The organism is Nostoc sp. UHCC 0302 (assembly GCF_038096175.1).
In the GTDB taxonomy this organism is placed as follows: Bacteria; Cyanobacteriota; Cyanobacteriia; order Cyanobacteriales; family Nostocaceae; genus UHCC-0302.
This window is the reverse complement of record NZ_CP151099.1, coordinates 4677256-4695655: the sequence shown is the minus strand read 5'-3', so window position 1 is coordinate 4695655 and position 18400 is coordinate 4677256. Positions and strand designations below refer to the sequence as shown.

At 42.8% G+C, this 18400-nt stretch carries 11 protein-coding genes; 7 read left to right on the top strand and 4 right to left on the bottom strand.

Annotated elements, in window-relative coordinates; all coding sequences use genetic code 11:
• Window positions 1-250: 250 nt before the first annotated feature.
• Complete coding sequence (gene aqpZ / locus WKK05_RS20370; RefSeq protein ID WP_341524914.1) at window positions 251-1036, bottom strand: aquaporin Z; 786 nt, start codon at window positions 1034-1036, stop codon at window positions 251-253.
• Window positions 1037-1912: 876 nt separating this feature from the next.
• On the opposite strand from aqpZ, the gene WKK05_RS20365 reads away from it, so the two are divergent.
• Window positions 1913-2110, top strand: coding sequence for a hypothetical protein (locus WKK05_RS20365; protein ID WP_341524913.1), 198 nt, complete (start codon window positions 1913-1915; stop codon window positions 2108-2110).
• 267 nt (window positions 2111-2377) lie between these two features.
• On the opposite strand, the gene WKK05_RS20360 is transcribed toward WKK05_RS20365, so the two are convergent.
• The 3 genes from WKK05_RS20360 to gltB form a co-directional block, all read right to left on the bottom strand.
• Window positions 2378-2875, bottom strand: coding sequence for a thioesterase family protein (locus tag WKK05_RS20360; RefSeq protein ID WP_341524912.1), 498 nt, complete (start codon window positions 2873-2875; stop codon window positions 2378-2380).
• Between the two features lie 1634 nt (window positions 2876-4509).
• Window positions 4510-4854, bottom strand: coding sequence for a DUF1815 family protein (locus tag WKK05_RS20355; protein WP_341524911.1), 345 nt, complete (start codon window positions 4852-4854; stop codon window positions 4510-4512).
• Between the two features lie 981 nt (window positions 4855-5835).
• The gene (gene gltB / locus WKK05_RS20350) at window positions 5836-10533 is read right to left on the bottom strand and encodes a glutamate synthase large subunit (RefSeq protein ID WP_341524910.1); all 4698 of its coding nucleotides are present in this window, start codon (window positions 10531-10533) and stop codon (window positions 5836-5838) included.
• 725 nt (window positions 10534-11258) lie between these two features.
• On the opposite strand from gltB, the gene WKK05_RS20345 reads away from it, so the two are divergent.
• The 6 genes from WKK05_RS20345 (at window position 11259) to fusA (ending at window position 18396) form a co-directional block, all read left to right on the top strand.
• Window positions 11259-13358: a phosphodiester glycosidase family protein gene (locus WKK05_RS20345; RefSeq protein WP_341524909.1), complete on the top strand. Its 2100-nt coding sequence runs from the start codon at window positions 11259-11261 to the stop codon at window positions 13356-13358.
• A gap of 415 nt (window positions 13359-13773) precedes the next feature.
• Window positions 13774-14193: a cupin domain-containing protein gene (locus WKK05_RS20340; RefSeq protein ID WP_341531133.1), complete on the top strand. Its 420-nt coding sequence runs from the start codon at window positions 13774-13776 to the stop codon at window positions 14191-14193.
• A gap of 297 nt (window positions 14194-14490) precedes the next feature.
• On the top strand, window positions 14491-14817 hold the full coding sequence (locus WKK05_RS20335) for an iron-sulfur cluster assembly accessory protein (RefSeq protein ID WP_341524908.1): 327 nt from the start codon (window positions 14491-14493) through the stop codon (window positions 14815-14817).
• 110 nt (window positions 14818-14927) lie between these two features.
• Window positions 14928-15314 (top strand): 30S ribosomal protein S12, encoded by a 387-nt coding sequence (gene rpsL, locus WKK05_RS20330; RefSeq protein WP_198124361.1) that lies wholly within the window; start codon window positions 14928-14930, stop codon window positions 15312-15314.
• Window positions 15315-15707: 393 nt separating this feature from the next.
• The gene (rpsG, locus tag WKK05_RS20325; protein ID WP_341524907.1) at window positions 15708-16178 is read left to right on the top strand and encodes a 30S ribosomal protein S7; all 471 of its coding nucleotides are present in this window, start codon (window positions 15708-15710) and stop codon (window positions 16176-16178) included.
• A gap of 139 nt (window positions 16179-16317) precedes the next feature.
• A complete protein-coding gene (gene fusA, locus WKK05_RS20320) occupies window positions 16318-18396 on the top strand; it encodes an elongation factor G (RefSeq protein ID WP_341524906.1) in 2079 nt (692 codons plus the stop codon).
• Window positions 18397-18400 lie beyond the last annotated feature (4 nt).

Below are 18400 nucleotides of genomic sequence, written 5' to 3'. Positions count from 1 at the left end.
AAATAAACCACCCTCAGCACTGTCATCTTCTATCGATTCATAGTTTATATATTTACGAATAAATCAAGATATTTTTATAAACTTTTCCTAAAAGCCAACTTTCAACAGACTAGCAAACAGCCATTAACTCATCACCGGGATAATGGAAGGTAAAGCAATTGCCTGTATGCGATCGCAACAGTAATTTTTGCGATCGCGCTACTATATTCAACTGACTGTCTTAATTATTTCTTGGGCTGCTTTTTCTTTACTATCGTCGCGAAAAATCATCCGCACCGGGCGAAACTTCACGTTCTGCCTCACCTACAACTGGTGCGCCTGATTCACCTAAAGCCTTTGAATAGAATAGACCTGCCAATATCGCACCTAAAATTGGAGCTACCCAAAATAGCCATACTTGCTTAAACAGTTCTACACCAGCAAAAAGTGCTGGGCCAGTACTACGAGCAGGATTAACCGATGTATTCGTTATAGGTATGCTGATCAAATGAATTAGTGTTAATGCTAAACCAATAGCAATTGGTGCAAAGCCCTTTGGCGCACGACCATCTGTTGCACCTAAGATCACAATTAAAAAAATGAAGGTAAGTACGACCTCTGTAATGAAACTAGCAGCCAGCGAATAGCCTCCAGGAGAATGTTCTCCAAAACCATTTGTCGCTAATGGATTGGAACCAGAAAGCGTAAATCCTGGTTTACCAGTGGCAATTAAATAAACTAGACCTGCGGCTAGTATTGCTCCCAATACCTGAGCAATAATGTACGGAAGCAATTCTGAGGCTGGAAAACGCTTTCCTGACCAAAGACCAAATGATACAGCTGGGTTAAAATGAGCGCCGGAAATATGACCAACTGCATAGGCCATAATTAGCACTGTTAAACCAAAAGCCAGAGAAACACCTACAAAGCCAATTCCTAATTCATTGGCTTTTGCATCTGGAAATGCTGCTGCAAAAACAGCACTTCCACATCCACCAAGAACTAGCACAAATGTCCCAACGAATTCCGCAAGACATCGTGTTAAAAGTGATATCATAAACAGCTCCTTGCTTAAGCAACTGATTGAAAGCGTTATAAACTAAGCGTTAAGAAATTTTTTTAAATCTCTTACTACAGATTTAGCCTCAACACCGTTAAACTTATCAGCTTTTATACATCCCAACAGTAACTCAGCAACTCTTAACAAATAGGCGGCGCAGTGGAGTCTCTACCGCTGCCTGCAACAAATTAGTTTCAACGATTTGTACCAAAGTTTAAGCTTAAACGGCATAATGAAAATATTTTGGACATAAATATTTTCATTATGAACCCCGTTTTATTAGAGTTCAGACTAGATAGACAATTTCAAAGAAAAAATAGGAGATGATCAACTAGACCAATTTCAATTTGGGATAGTGAGTATGGGTGCGCTCCTTTCGTTTTGAAGACAGCCAACTCAAAGCAGATATTCTAGTAAGTTTGCGTTCAAACTTGTATTAATGGGGCGCACTGCTACCATATTCTGGCAAGGGCTATTTAGTAAACATGGTGACATTAAAGTAAACCATCCAAAATTAGGACAGGTAAAGGTAAGCTTATAATCAAATTTACACTTTCGGAAAACGGTTACACGCCCGATTTTTACTACTTACCTTGATTTACTTACTACTTTGTTTTGTGCCACTTCTGGGCGCGGAATGTCGGTTAGAAAATTCATAAAAAAGCTGCATCACACACAAATTTTTGTGCCACTTTTTGGTATAATTATTGAGACGGGTGCTACCAAAAAATTTTAACATTTAAGTCCTAACTCTAGTAACTACTAAAACCTACGTGCAAAAGCTTTTGTAGCATTAGTTATTACCAAGAGAAAGATTTACCATTTTTGAATAAATAGGCTTTTTACTAAAAGCAATTCTCAAGGAATTGATATATGATTGTTACCTTGATTGTGGCTTGGATCATCTTCACAATATTATGGAAAGTATTAAAAACTACTGTGAGCAATGCATTGACTATTGCTGCAATCCTCGTCTTGTTAAATATTGGTTTTGGTATTACTCCCCAAGATATTTGGCATCAAATAATTCAGTTTGGTAACACTCTGTCACAAATTCGTGGGAGTAAGTAAGAGAATTAGAATTCAGGAGTAGTAGAGACGCGATTATACTCTTACGAGAAGCCGCTCTTCGAGCGTCTACGCATCTGTACAGGAGTTATACCAATTCACGAAAATCTTGATACATATAGATTTCTCGTAGGGACACGGCATTGCCGTATCCCTACCAAAGTATTTGTATCATTCTTAAAGTGAAATGGTATTAGAAGAGAAGTAGGGGAAGAATAACTAATAACTTTGACTTTGGACTCTTGACTCAGTACATTTTGTGTAAAAATTTCATCCTTGATGTAATGCTGAAACCTTTGCCAGTGCGTCTTTAACGCTTGCAGGCAATTGACGCATAATTTTGCCTCTTTCGCGATCTAATGCCACTAAAGTCACCTTGGCAGTAACATATAATTCTTGTCCATCAGTTGAAGCGATCGCATAATCCCAATTAAGGCGAACACCAGTAACTTCAGCCATCCGTGTTTTTACCACCACTGCCATTCCTAATTGAATTGAACGGTGATAACGCACCGACAATTCCACAACTGGTAAATCACAGCCTAAAGCTACTAAATCAGCAAATTCAATACCTATTGATCGCAAGCATTCTATCCGCGCTTCTTCCATCCAAGCTAGATAAGAACCGTGCCAGACAATACCTGCATAATCAGTGTGATGGGGTTGCACTCTTACAGGATATTCAAACCAATTCTCAAATTCATAACTCGATGGAGTGTCAAGGGCGCTTGTTGGTAGTTTTGGTTGGCTTGATTTTTCTTCTGACATCTTCAAGTCCTAAACAGCTATGAATTTTTTACATCTGGAGCAGCTAAAAAATTAATTGCATTGCATAACTTATTGATTTAAGATTTACACTTCTGTATACATGGAGTGTTTTGTTATGCAGCCTAATCTTCGTGGTATTACTGTTGTAACTTTACATGTACTTAGTCTACTAGGTTTTTGGATACTCTCACTAGTAAATAAGTAAGTAATCTCAAATCAAAACTTGCATATGTCTCTGGAGAAAAAGCTCAGACTTTACCCAAAAACAATAGCTAATCTGAGATTCAAAAGCTCAAGCAATCAGCTATTAAACAATCTCAGCAAGGTGGGTTTTTCGAAGCATTACAAAGATTAGCAACAGCATTAGCTATTAGCACAGAACTAAGAGATAGTTCTTAAAAAGTTGTAACATTAATAACATCAAGCAACTATACCAAAATCAGTGACAGTATTCGCAAGCACTTTAATTCTATCAACAAGCCTTGTTTGTAGTGGGTAAGCCGAAGACTCATCTATTTTATTTGACAATGGCGATCGCGTTGATCTTAAAGGTGAGCTAAACATTCCCTGTTGTGGATTTGGTAGTTCTAAGTACCTACGAAACCTGTTTGGTGAGCAGGTTGAGCAACGAGAAATTTTATGGCTTTAGCTACCAAATGTAAATAAACGGGCCCTGGGTCAGCGATAATTTCCTTGTAGGCTGTAGATACTGGTGGTACACAAGCATTGATTAGTGCTTTTTGTGCTACGCTACACTTAGGGATTTTAACAAAAGCTGAAGCCTTAGAGCAAAGACAAATTGCTTTGATTACTGGAAACCTAAAGGCGAAAAATCAAAAGTTACCTGTAGTAAGCACTACTAACTTTAATCACCTATAATATTGGGGATCATTCATTTAGATTGGCAATGGACTTTAGGTGAACCTTCCCAAGGTTCCTAGTCAATGCTGATGTGTGGTGGGTAAGCTGGAAGACTGTATGATTTGCTTGGCAAGAGCGATCGCCTGCCATATTAGTTTAAAAGGCTGAAGCAAAGCTAGCTATTGCCTATAAATAAATAGCTAATAGCTTGTATAAATTATTTTTTACTACACACTCAACTGGCAAGTTCACAAAGTAGAAGCCCTGACCAAAGCGTATATCACTCTGATGACTCGCAAATTTAACCTCAGTCATCTGTGCTATTTGGCACTTTTGTCTTTGATTAGCAATGCGTTTTAATATCTTTACTACTTAAAGCTCAAAATTTTTCCGGTGAGGTTTTGGCACACACAAAAATGTGACAGCCTCTGCATGAGCCAATCTCTTAACGGTAATGGGCGATCTTTTACAAAGCCAGTATTACAAATTAGCCTCTGGGTGAGCGCAAAGCACATACCAGGCATTAAGCGAGAGCTTCTCCGTAGGAGTCACCCCAGTTGCTACAACGGAGGCGAACCTTCCTTCAGGTGACGCTCCTGCGTCACTCTAAGCGTTCGCCTTCGGTCTCGTAGAGAAGCTATGCCAAAGGCTTTACGCTGCGCTAACACAGTCCCCTGCGGAGGGAAACCCTCCAGCAGCGCTGATTCACCGCAACGCACTGGCTCACCAATTACCGATGATTAATTCGCAACTTAGCGTTGACCTTCGGAACCTTAACACTTCTTAGCAAGGGTTTTGGAGCCTGTACCAGGTTGCATAGATTGCTTGACAAGGTTGGCCAGTTCCTGAAGTTGGTTAATTGCCTCAGCTCCTTCTAGCTTCATTAATTCGCGGTCATCCCGCATTTCCGTCCAAGTAATCCCATAATCGGATACTAGAAACCGAATTAGGTGGTTATCACCCAAGCTAACCATAAATGATGCACTATTCATCTGGTCGCCACAGGTATAGCAGGAAGCAGGATATCCACGCCGTTCTAGTACGATTGCCAAGGCTTGTAGATTCATTACCAAGTCTTGGACAAATTGTCTGTGTTGATGTGCTAGTCTCAGAAACACGTTAGTCCTCCAGACACCACTGTGATTTGAGTTAAGTCTCTTTTATATTTTCTTTAGATTTTCCCATCCATTGGTATTGTAAACTATTCATTACAATTACCGGATGCTTAAGGAGTCATTAAATAGACTACCTTGCTTAGGGTAGTTGATAACTATCCTGTCTGCCGTATCAAACTATTCACTTTGCTGATTCAAAATCTCAGACAGAATCACTAAGTTTAATAATTTCTTTATACAGTTCTGTCAGAAGTAGATTTTTACTGGCAGCAATCCGTTTTAAGAGTAACTTAAATCTAGCACTAGTCAAGTGCAGAAAAGCTACAGATTAAGTTTTTACAGTTAATCAGCAGGCAAACTCGTTGCTATTGCAGGCTCTATCACCTTTTTTCGTCGTTTTAGTACTGATTCTTTAGGTGATTAAATTGTGTGTACTTTAATATAGATTTGGTATTTGCTAATGATTGGACATACCAAGTCTTTCTCGGAAAATACCGAGTTGTCTAGATAACTGTACAAATTTGAGATTTAAGCTATTGAGTATTAGCTAACTAATGTAGTTTTTTATACAAAAATCCTTACTTAAAGAACCAAGGATAAATGTAAAGTGAAAAGAAGATAGACTTAAAATAGAGAATAACCAAATTTTGGTTAGCGGTGTTGCCATTTAGGCAATATTTTGATGCTTTTGTAGGCTATATAGCAAAATTCGCATCAATGGCAGCAAATGTGATCCTGAAATCAAAGCCGTGCAACCCATAAGCTTTTCGATTTTGTAACTACATCCTGCTCATACTAATTCTCCATAAAAGCTGCACTTAATATTGATTCAACGAACCGCCCATTGGGAAGGAATAATCGTTAAGGCAAGTTTTTGGAGAATTGGTATCAGCCAAAGCTAGCAGGGTGTAGTTCATTAGAAGTTAGCTCTCAATTAGTCATTAGTCACTATTAACTTTATAAATTGACTAATGACCTAAAGAACTAAACAGGACTTAGCTGTCTTTGTGTGACATCTGGGGGACTTGCTTCTGGCCCATCAGCCTCCGAAGGCGGTACTAACTGCCAGAACTTTGGCAAAAATTCTTGCCAATTTTGCAGAATCTTCTTCGCTTTTGGTGAACCAGTGCGTTCTAGGTGAGTTTCGATTAACTCTTGCAGCTGTCTTTCGCCAGCTTCGGTAATTACCCGCTGGAGTTTGACGATTTCCTGATTGACTAATTCAGGGAAAAAGCCGTCTTCATCTAAGAAGTATGCCAGTCCTCCAGTCATCCCAGCGGCTACGTTACGTCCAACTTTGCCTAGTACGACAATCACACCACCAGTCATGTACTCGCAGCAGTGGTCGCCTGCGCCTTCAATCACTGCAATGCCTTTAGAGTTACGCACAGCGAAGCGTTCTCCCGCTAGACCATTGGCAAACAAGACGCCGCCAGTAGCACCATAAAGACAGGTATTGCCAACAATTACATTTTGTGCAGGATCATAGGTAGCCTCAGACGGGGGTTTAATGATGATTTCACCACCGTGCATCCCTTTACCTACGTAGTCGTTTGCTTCTCCCTCCAGCGTCAGAATTATGCCAGGGAGGTTGAATGCACCAAAGCTTTGTCCAACACTGCCTTGAAACTTGAGATTAATTTGTCCTTTAAAGCCGCTATCACCATACTGGGATGCGATCGCTCCTGCTAACCTTGCACCTACTGTTCTATCGGTGTTGACTATCCGTAAAGACTTGGTGACGGTAGATTGTTTGCTAATAGCAGCTTGGATATCTGGATCTGCAAGCAATTGGTCATCCAAAACTGCACCGTTGCTATGGACTTGTTCATGTACCAACCAGCTACGGTTTTCTCTAGTATCTGGTAGTTGAAGTAAACAGTTAAGGTTCAAGGCTTGCGTTTTGCTAACTTTCGCCTTTGCCTCTGGGGATACTTTCAACAAATCTGCGCGTCCAATGATTTCAGTCAAAGAACGGTAGCCGAGTTTTGCTAATAAACTCCGCACTTCTTCCGCAATGAAATAGAAAAAGTTAACGACGTGTTCTGGTATGCCTGTGAAACGCTTGCGGAGTTCTTCTTTTTGGGAAGCGACACCGACGGGACAGTTATTAGTGTGGCATATCCGTGCCATGATACAACCCTCAGCAATCATGGCGATGGAGCCGAAACCGAATTCTTCACCACCCATCAATGCACCCATTACTACATCCCAGCCACTCTTAAAGCCGCCATCTACGCGCAAAACCACGCGATCGCGTAGGCTGTTTTCCATCAAAACGCGATGGACTTCGCTTAAACCGAGTTCCCAAGGTGAACCAGCGTGCTTAATTGAACTGAGTGGTGATGCTCCTGTGCCACCATCATGCCCAGAAATCTGGATGATATCAGCGTTGGCTTTGGCTACACCAGCGGCAATTGTACCGATGCCGACTTCTGCAACTAGCTTCACTGAGACTTGCGCTTTCGGGTTAATTTGGTGCAGGTCAAAAATCAGCTGTGCTAAGTCTTCAATCGAATAGATATCGTGGTGCGGTGGCGGTGAAATCAGCGTTACACCTGGCTTGGAGCGTCTTAACATTGCAATGTAATTGCTCACCTTTGGCCCTGGTAGCTGTCCGCCTTCTCCAGGCTTAGCACCTTGGGCGATTTTGATTTCAATTTGTCTGGCGCTGCTCAAATACCCTGGTGTCACACCAAAGCGCCCTGACGCAACTTGCTTGATAGCGCTAGAAGCAGTGTCACCATTCCGCAATCCGTTTAAATGCGGTAATGTGGCTGAGTGGCCAGACTCATCAACGTCATCCAGCACTGTATAACGCACTGGATCTTCACCACCTTCCCCAGAGTTGGATTTACCGCCAATCCGGTTCATGGCGATCGCTAGTACTTCATGGGCTTCTCGTGACAAAGCGCCCAAAGACATTCCACCAGTGCAGAAGCGTTTGACAATCTCCGTTACCGACTCCACTTCTTCTACAGGAATTGGTGAGCGATCGCCTTGAAAGTCCAACAAGTCACGCAAGGCTGTAACAGGTCTACCTTGGAGATATTTTTTGTAAACTTCGTAGTGGTCGTAGTTCTTGCTTTCTACAGCTTTATGCAATGCCTTCGCCAATTGCGGGTTGTTCATGTGATACTCACCCTTGGGAAAGTAATTGACAAAGCCCAAGTTTTCTAACTTTTTGGCAGTCAGATCCGGGAAAGCCTTGTTATGGAAGGTAAGTACTTCACCTGCAAGTTCTTTGATACTCAAACCACCAATCCGGGAAGTTGTACCACGGAATCCCAGTTCTAATAAATCTCCACCGATGCCAATCGCTTCAAAAATTTGCGCTGCTTGATAGCTGGAGAGTAAAGAAATTCCCATTTTGGAGAGAATTTTTAACAACCCTGACTCGATGGATTTGCGATAGTTGCCTAAAGATTGCTCTAGGGTGAGGGGTTTAATTTTGCCCCGCTGCATAAAATCTTTTGTTTTGGGGTCTAACCACCAATCACGTACCGTGTCCAAAGCCATATATGGACAAACTGCACCAGCACCATAGCCAATCAGACAAGCAAAGTGATGGGTACTCCAGCACTGGGCCGTATCGACAATCAGGGATGTTTTCATTCGCAACCCTTCGCGAATCAGGTGATGATGCACAGCACCCACCGCTAACATAGGAGGAATGTAAGTATACTCAGGGCTGAGTGAAGAGCGATCGCTTAATATTAAAATCTTTGCACCTGCCCGCACTGACTCCGCTGCTTGTGCTTGCAATGACTGCACAGCTGCTTTCAACCCTTCTGGCCCGTCAGCAATTGCAAAGAGAGTTGGCAACTCAGCTGTGGCAAATCCTGACAGCTTGATAGCGTCCAATTCTGCCTCGGTCAACACTGGCGATTCTAGTTTCAATCTCCGGGCATATTCTGGCTTTGGTTCCAATAAGTTACCCCGTTCACCCAGTTCGACTTTCAACGACATCACTAGCTTTTCCCGCAAGGGATCAATAGCTGGGTTTGTCACCTGAGCAAAGCGCTGTTTGAAGTAGTCATAGAGCAGGTGGGTCTTTTCTGACAGCACAGCTAAGGGAATATCATCTCCCATGCAGAAAGTTGGCTCTGTGCCTTGCTCTGCCATTTTTTCAATCACCATTTCTACATCTTCTGAGGTGTAGCCAGAGGCAATTTGATGACGAAGTAAGGTTGGTTTGTCGATTGTTGCTTGTTCGGTGTAATCAGTTATTTGTCCTTTACCATTGCCATTGCCATTACCATTGCCATTTACGGATGATGAATGACCAATCAATGACTTTAATTCTTGGCGGTTTTGTTGCAACCATGTACCATAAGGTTGTTCTTTGGCTATCCGCTGCTTAATTTCCCAATTTTTCAGCACTTCATGGCTTTGCAAATCCACAGCAATCATTTGCCCCGGCCCAAGTCTGCCTTTCTCAATGATATTGGCTTCTGGGAATTCCACTACACCAGCTTCGGAAGCTACCACAATGTAATCATCTTTGGTGATAAAGTAGCGAGCTGGTCTTAAGCCATTACGGTCTAGTGTTGCACCGACTTTTTTCCCATCGCTGAATACCAACAGTGCTGGCCCATCCCACGCTTCTTGCAGACCACTGTAATATTCGTAAAAATCAACAATTTCTGGATGATCACGCAAAGACGGCTGATTTTGGTAAGCCTCTGGAACCATAATCATCAAGGCTTCCAAGGGGCTGCGTCCAGAACGCACCAGTAATTCCAAGACATTATCTAAGGTGGCTGAGTCGCTGTTGTCGATATGGACTAATGGCTTGAGGTCATTAATGCGATCGCCCCAGACTGGATGATTCAAGCTGGCTTCTCTGGCCATCATCCAGTTGATGTTACCTAACAAAGTATTGATTTCGCCATTGTGTCCCAAAAGCCGCATCGGTTGCGCCAAAGGCCACTTGGGCATCGTGTTGGTACTAAAACGTCGGTGATAGACGACAAAAGCGCTCTTATAAGCTGGGTTTTTTAAATCGTCGTAAAACTCGCCTAACACAGCGGAACGCACCATGCCTTTGTAGACAATTGTGCGGCTTGACAAAGAGCAGATATAAAATTCTTCTGAAATATCGTATGCAGCTTTACTAATGCGGCGGCGGGTAAGATACAACTGCCTTTCTAGTTCATCACCGCTTTTATTTTCAGAAGCTAGAAAAACTTGTTCTATCTGGGGTTGATTTTCTCTAGCTTGTACCCCTAGCAAATGTGGCTGCACTGGCACTACTCGCCAACCCAGTACAGTTAATTTTTCTTCGGCAGCTACTTGCTCAACTTTTGCTTTAGCTCTTTGTGCTGCTTCTTGATTCTGTGGTAGAAAAATCATTCCTACAGCCACATTATCAGTGGATGAAACTTCCTGCCCTCTTTGGCTATAGTCTTGTTGGAACAACTCCCAAGGGATTGCTGTCAATATTCCCGCACCATCACCAGAATCTTGATCTGCGCTACAACCTCCGCGGTGTTCTAAACAAGTTAAAGCAGCTAAAGCTTTTACCACAATTTCATGGCTGGCTTGATTCTGGCGATGAGCAATAAAACCTACACCACAGGCATCTCTTTCTTCTACTAACCACCTTTGCCCTTGGTAAGTATCTTTTGAGTAAATATCCTCCGTAACGGTTTGATCTTGATGCATCTGTTTATTATTCATACCCTGTTCCTGATGAAATGTTGAGTTACCAATTTTGCCGCTGCTTATGAGAAAAATTTCTAACTAAATTTAGTTATAGAGAAATACACAACGACTGAAATTTAGGGAAAAAAAATTTTAACTTCGGATTTGCTTTTTGGTACACCCGTGTTAAAATTATTGCGTTATTTTTTATGTGTTTATGCGGTGTTAGACAAAACACCTACGCCCGGACAATCTTATTGCCCTGGTAGTCTTCTATTTATATCGTGAAGCTAAGTATTTTCTCAATTCCCTTATTCCAGATGCATCCTGATAGTCTGGTAGAGCCTGTCACTGCTTACCTAAAACAGAATTTAAACTGAACGCTTGACTCTAATGAGTGCCGCAATAATCATGATTCTGCAACAAAATTCAGCGTATTACACTATATACCCATTTGACAATTCCCAAATATCTCTGTTGTCGTCTAGATTTTTATTTTTGCTGCTTACGTGTTGCCACCTGTCTTACTACTAACTAAACTTCACTGAAGTAGCAACCATGTTTGGTTGAAATTAGTAATAGTTAAAACACCTAGTGGGAGTGCTTTATTAGTAAAATTGCTTGTTTGCTTTAAAAGAGATAGCAATCCAACATATAAGATATCACATTTATTCAAAAGCAAAATCATGATTTCTTAATATCTTCAAATAATTAGTCAGCTTGCAACTTCAGTGATAACTTTCAAAAGTACGTAGTAAATAATGGTAAAAATGCTAAATTGTTGCAGACAAGAATATTTCAATATTATTGCCCTTATTGGTAATAGCAAGTTATTTCAGGCTACTGTATCACCAATATTTTTAACAACACTGTGCTTAACTGCTACCTGTGCTACTAACGCCCAAGAACCTCCAACTAATACCAAACCATTACCAATTGTGACTCCGCGATCGCCTTCGACACTGCCCGCCACGCGATCACCTGCATCTTCTTTACCGGGGGTGCTATATTCTGGCAATCAAATTTCTTTTAATGGTCGCACTTTACCAGGAGCTTGGTTACAGCAACGTGGAACTAGTAAGCAAGTAACAACACATCTTAGTGACGGGGTATTTAGGCAGTTAATAGGGGTAGATTTTTTAAACAGCAATAATCCAGCTAAACAACCAGTACAGTGGTTCTCTTCAGTGACAAAACCGCTGGTTTTAGCCACCCGCCTGTTAGGAGCATATCGATATCTAGATATTAGTAATTTTGCTCAAACTGTAGGATGGCAGATACAACCCAATGCTAACACTTTGGTGATTGTCGCCCCAAAAGCGAGAGTGACAAATATTGTTCAGAGTCCCCTAGCTTCAGATGCAGATGTTGCGACTTTACAAACGGCTCGTGTTGTCGTCGATTTAGATCGTCCAACTGCGTGGCAACTTACACAAGGTTTACCAATTAAAAAACAGCAAACTCAATCACAAGATCCAGACACGCCAACCTCTCAATCAACTGCACCACCAAATAGAGAGTGGACAATTACCCTAGATGGAATAGCCGATACTGCTTTAATAGAACGCTATACCCCATTGCCGCCAATAGCACCAGTAGCACCGCCTCCATCACTGCCAGACCAGCTCAAACAATTATTACCAGTTACACCAGCACCAGTAATCCCATCATCACCAGCCCCTGAACCACTAATTACACAAGTGGAGGTAGTTAACAACCGAACAGTTATTCATCTAAGCGTTCCCTTTGGTCAATCTCCTCAAATTAATACTGTAGCTAACCCCAATCGTCTGATTATTAATATTCGACCTGATGCCCTACAAGAGCGAGATATAACTTGGGCAACAGGGTTACGTTGGCGACAGCATTTTATCAAGTTAGGTACAGACCGCTTCCCTGTGGTTTGGTTGGAAGTCAATCCCCGCAAATTTGGGCTGACGCTGAAACCCATATGGACTAACCTTGATACTCTTACTGGTACTGCTCCCTTAATTCAAACAGCACAACGCTACTTAGCGGTAGCTGCAATTAACGGTGGTTACTTTAACCGCAATAACAGATTACCCTTAGGTGCGATTCGTCGAGATGGGCAGTGGTTATCAGGCCCGATTCTTAACCGAGGTGCGATCGCCTGGAATGATTCTGGACAATTTTACTTTGGTCGCCTTACCTTAGAAGAAACATTGCTCGTTGCAAATAACCTGCGATTACCAATTTTATTTCTCAACAGCGGTTATGTGCAGGCTGGTATTGCTCGTTATACACCAGTTTGGGGAGCAACCTACACATCCCTGACAGATAACGAAATCATTCTTGTTGTCCAGAACAACCAAATTATCAATCAGTTACCAGGTGGCAAAGGAGGACAGACTGCCTTTCCCATTCCCCACGATGGCTATTTGCTAACCTTACGCGGCAACGCTGCCACTACTGTTTCACAGCTACCTATTGGCACAGCAGTAAGTATTACTAGCGCCACTACTCCGGCTAATTTTAGCCGTTACCCTTACATTGTCGGAGCTGGGCCGTTGTTAGTGCAAAACGGTCAAATTGTTCTCGATGCCAAAAGCGAAAAATTCAGTCCTGCCTTTATTGCAGAAAAGGCTATTCGTAGCGGTATTTGCACAACCTCAACAGGCACTTTGATGATTGCTGCCGTACACAATCGCGCTGGTGGTTATGGCCCTACCTTAGCAGAACACGCCCAACTCATGCAGTTGCTAGGATGTGTGGATGCCCTAAATTTGGACGGTGGTAGTTCTACTAGTCTTTACTTAGGAGGGCAACTACTCGACCGTTCCCCTAATACTGCTGCTCGCGTTCACAACGGCATTGGTATTTTCCTACAACAGCAGCCATGAGGTATTGAGGATTAGGGAGATTGAGGGACACAGAGGCAGGGGGCAGCACTTCTCTACGAGAGGCTGCGCCCTAAGCGCAGCTATGCCGCAGGCTTTACGGCTACGCTCAGTGACCGGGGAGCAGGGGGAGAAATAACTTACTCTTGACTCTTAACTCCTAACTCCTAACTCAGCACTCTCAATGCCTCATACTTTTTTAAAGTTTAGACTAAGCTGTCATTTAACTTAATGAAGACTTGGTATAGACTTAACAGTTTTAGTAGTAGTGGTTTACACCATCAGGTCTGCTTTTGCTATCTTTATCGAGGTGGGATTAGATTGCTGATTTTCAAGGTTGCACGATAGCGCCAAACAAGATTTTTTCATCAATACTTAAGAGTACGAACGGTTTGTTATGTCTCCAAATGAGGTAATTATGGCTCAATATCAAGAAACCACACAGAATAACACTCTACACCTACCTTCAGCTATCACTTCCAGAGGAGTTGCGGCAACTGAGTTGCGTCCTTGGGGTTCTTTCACAGTATTGGAAGAAGGACGTGGATATAAAATTAAACGCATAGAAGTTAAGTCTGGACACCGCCTCAGTCTGCAAATGCACCACCACCGTAGCGAACATTGGATTGTCGTCTCTGGTACAGCTAGAGTTGTTTGTGGTGAGCAAGAAATATTGCTAGGCAACAATCAGTCAACTTATGTACCTCAGTGTACAGCTCATCGTTTAGAGAATCCTGGAGTGATTCCCTTAGTATTGATTGAAGTCCAAAATGGCGAGTATCTAGGTGAAGATGATATCATCCGCTACCAAGATGACTACGCCCGTACTAAGGATTAAAATCAACAAAGCTCTACTAAAGCAAAAAAGGCTTTTATTTAAAACTGAATATATTTTTGTGCAAGCAAGTACTTTATAACTTCTGCACACAAGAAGTTCCTGCCTGGTTAAGGTGGGAACTTGTTGCATCATAGTGCTAAAATAATTATCTACTAGATAAATGTAGATGTGCAAATCAAAATAATACATAGCTATAGCCGGGATTAGCGATACTCATCCAAGTGGAGAGTGAACATACAAACACTCCCAAACTGATGGAAAACAAAATGATTTACTATATGGCAAAAAACTAATTCCATGATTCATCTGAGTCAAGCAGCCGCAAGTGAAATCGGGCGAATAAAATCTAAGCAGCAGCCAAACCTTTTATTTCGATTGGCTGTTAAGTCTGGTGGCTGTTCCGGATGGTTCTACGAAATGTCATTTGCTCAAGCAGAAGAAGTTAGCGATCGCGTTTTTGATTTGGATGGGATTCAAGTAGTCATAGACGCCCAAAGCTTGAATTACATCAACGGTTTGACACTAGATTATTCAGAGGATTTGATGGGTGGTGGTTTTCGCTTCCACAATCCCCAAGCGATCGCCACCTGTGGTTGTGGCAATTCCTTCAGCATTAGTCATTAGTCATTGGTATTTACAAAGAATAAAATGATAATTGACATAAAACCATAAAAAAAGTTATAATTAGGATTTGTTAAAACTTAGACCCTAAGCAGCTTTACGCGCTGTAACTCATGCCAACCATACAGCAGCTAATACGGAACGAACGCGAAAAAGCGCGTCAGAAAACAAAGTCCCCAGCTCTGAAGCAATGCCCTCAACGTCGGGGGGTTTGTACCAGAGTATACACGACCACACCTAAAAAGCCTAACTCAGCTCTACGTAAAGTAGCAAGAGTACGGCTAACTTCTGGGTTTGAAGTTACAGCTTACATCCCAGGAATTGGCCACAACTTGCAAGAACACTCAGTTGTAATGATTCGTGGCGGTCGGGTTAAGGACTTACCGGGCGTGAGATACCACATTATCCGCGGCACCTTAGATACAGCCGGAGTCAAAGACCGCAAGCAAGGTCGTTCCAAGTATGGAACCAAGCGTCCGAAAGAAGGGGCGAAAAAGTAGGATTAGGCGATTAATCGCATTCAATGCGGCTAATCGTCGTTCTTCAAAAACGCTGAGTAATAGAAAAAGCTCAGCGTTGGCTTTGGAAAAACAGTCATGAAAGCTGTTGCGTCTGTTTCAAAAAACTAAGTCACACACGGCACTAAGCGAGCAAGTGCATCAAGTTTTAAGCAGAATCCTGTAAGCGACAACAGATTTTAATTTAAATATTAAAGTTTATACTGTGGTCGTATTGTGTGTTTAGTTGCAGGTAGCAATTCCATAGGTCAGCATCGCTGCAACTTAAAGAAAGACAAAATTGAGAAACCTATAAAGCGGTGGAACCCGTCGCTTTTAGTTTCCGGTGTTTGATAGCATATAATTTCGTTGCCAAATCCGATTTAAAGGTGAAGTATGTCTCGTCGTGGTGTTATTCAAAGGCGCCCAGTTCCGTCTGACTCAGTGTATAACAGTCGCCTTGTAAGCATGATTATCAGGCGGATCATGCGTCATGGCAAGAAATCACTTGCCGCGCGGATTGTGTATGAGGCATTGAAAACTATTGAGGAACGCACTGGCGGTAATGCCTTAGAAACCTTTGAAAGAGCAGTGCGGAATGCAACGCCTTTGGTAGAAGTAAAAGCTCGGCGAGTTGGCGGAGCAACCTATCAAGTACCAATGGAAGTTCGTTCAGAACGGGGTACTACCCTAGCACTGCGTTGGCTAGTGCAATTTTCTCGGTCTAGACCAGGACGCACAATGGCCAGCAGGCTGGCAAATGAGTTAATGGACGCTGCCAACGAAACTGGAAATGCGATTCGGAAGCGTGAAGAAACGCACCGGATGGCGGAAGCAAATAAAGCATTTGCTCATTATCGTTACTAAGTAGAAAAGCGATATATCGCCCTTTCCAAAGCGGTATATCGTGTATCTCTGAAGAAAAGGCGGTTTTCCGTAAAAGTATAGAATCTTAACAAAGAGTAATATACAAGATATCATGAGGCAAAAATTATAGGAGGCAGCTGTGGCACGTACGATCCCGCTAGAGAGAGTACGCAACATTGGGATTGCGGCGCATATAGATGCGGGCAAAACCACGACAACAGAGAGAATATTGTTTTACTCTGGAATAATTCATAAAATCGGCGAAGTTCATGAAGGAACCGCTGTAACGGACTGGATGGAGCAAGAGCGGGAACGGGGAATCACCATTACTGCTGCAGCTATCAGTACCAGTTGGAAAGATCATCAAATTAACATTATCGATACTCCTGGCCACGTAGACTTCACAATTGAAGTTGAACGTTCCATGCGTGTGTTGGATGGTGTAATCGCAGTATTTTGTTCTGTGGGCGGTGTACAACCACAATCCGAGACAGTGTGGCGGCAAGCAGACCGTTACAAAGTACCTCGGATCGCCTTCATCAACAAGATGGATCGCACAGGAGCGAACTTCTACAGAGTTCACGATCAGTTGCGTGATCGCTTGCGGGCAAATGCGATCGCCATTCAGCTACCAATTGGTAGTGAAAACGACTTCAAGGGCATTGTTGACTTGGTGCGGTTGCGTGCATACATTTACAACAACGACCAAGGAACCGATATCGAAGAAACGGATATTCCGGCAGAATTGCAAGAACAAGCAGAAGAATACCGCACCAAGCTTGTAGAAGCGGTGGCAGAAACCGATGACGATCTAATGACTAAGTACTTCGAGGGCGAAGAACTTACAGAAGATGAAATCCGTTCTGCCTTACGTAAGGGTACAGTTGCCGGTACGATTGTGCCAGTACTTTGTGGATCAGCATTTAAAAACAAAGGCGTACAGTTAATGCTGGATGCAGTTGTAGATTACCTGCCTGCACCAATTGATGTACCAGCAATTCAAGGCACATTGCCAAATGGCGATACTGTTGAGCGCCACGCGGATGACAATGAGCCTTTATCTGCTCTGGCATTCAAGATTATGGCTGACCCATACGGTCGCCTCACCTTCGTTCGCGTTTATTCTGGTGTTCTGAAAAAAGGTAGTTACGTTCTCAACGCTACCAAGAACAAGAAAGAACGGATTTCCCGTCTGGTGATTTTAAAAGCGGATGAACGACTTGACGTTGATGAAATGCGGGCGGGTGATTTGGGTGCTGCATTGGGATTGAAAGACACCTTAACAGGTGACACACTTAGTGATGAAGGATCACCAGTGATTCTGGAATCTCTATTCATTCCTGAGCCTGTGATCTCGGTAGCGGTTGAACCCAAAACCAAAAACGACATGGATAAGCTATCTAAAGCTTTGCAATCCTTGTCTGAAGAAGATCCCACCTTCCGCGTCAGCGTCGATCCGGAAACCAACCAAACCGTGATTGCAGGGATGGGAGAGCTACACTTAGAAATTCTCGTAGACCGGATGTTACGCGAATTTAAAGTGGAAGCGAATGTTGGTGCGCCGCAAGTAGCTTACCGCGAAACGATTCGCAAAGCCGTCAACAAAGTTGAAGGCAAATTTATTCGCCAAAGCGGTGGTAAAGGTCAGTATGGTCACGTCGTGATCGATTTGGAGCCAGGAGAACCTGGTACGGGCTTTGAATTTGTTTCCAAGATTGTCGGTGGTACAGTACCTAAAGAGTACGTAGGCCCCGCAGAACAGGGAATGAAAGAAAGCTGTGAATCCGGTGTTTTAGCTGGATATCCACTGATTGATGTGAAAGCAACGCTAGTTGATGGGTCATACCACGATGTAGACTCTTCAGAAATGGCTTTCAAAATCGCTGGTTCAATGGCGATGAAAGAGGCAGTGTTGAAAGCTTCACCCGTCCTTTTAGAGCCTATGATGAAAGTTGAGGTTGAAGTTCCTGAAGACTTTATCGGGAACGTCATTGGCGACCTCATCTCCCGTCGGGGGCAGATTGAAAGCCAAAGCACTGAACAGGGACTCGCTAAGGTGGCATCCAAAGTTCCACTGGCGACCATGTTTGGCTACGCCACTGATATCCGGTCGAAGACCCAAGGTCGGGGTATCTTCACAATGGAGTTCAGCCACTACGAAGAAGTGCCTCGCAGCGTAGCTGAAACTATCATTGCAAAAAGCAAAGGGAACGCTTAGTTAA

Coding starts and splice junctions, on each gene's coding strand:
- aqpZ (WP_341524914.1), bottom strand. CDS start 1,036: ATGATATCACTTTTAACACGATGTCTTGCGGAATTCGTTGGGACATTT.
- WKK05_RS20335 (WP_341524908.1), top strand. CDS start 14,491: ATGATTCATCTGAGTCAAGCAGCCGCAAGTGAAATCGGGCGAATAAAA.
- rpsL (WP_198124361.1), top strand. CDS start 14,928: ATGCCAACCATACAGCAGCTAATACGGAACGAACGCGAAAAAGCGCGT.
- WKK05_RS20345 (WP_341524909.1), top strand. CDS start 11,259: ATGGTAAAAATGCTAAATTGTTGCAGACAAGAATATTTCAATATTATT.
- gltB (WP_341524910.1), bottom strand. CDS start 10,533: ATGAATAATAAACAGATGCATCAAGATCAAACCGTTACGGAGGATATT.
- WKK05_RS20340 (WP_341531133.1), top strand. CDS start 13,774: ATGGCTCAATATCAAGAAACCACACAGAATAACACTCTACACCTACCT.
- rpsG (WP_341524907.1), top strand. CDS start 15,708: ATGTCTCGTCGTGGTGTTATTCAAAGGCGCCCAGTTCCGTCTGACTCA.
- WKK05_RS20365 (WP_341524913.1), top strand. CDS start 1,913: ATGATTGTTACCTTGATTGTGGCTTGGATCATCTTCACAATATTATGG.
- WKK05_RS20360 (WP_341524912.1), bottom strand. CDS start 2,875: ATGTCAGAAGAAAAATCAAGCCAACCAAAACTACCAACAAGCGCCCTT.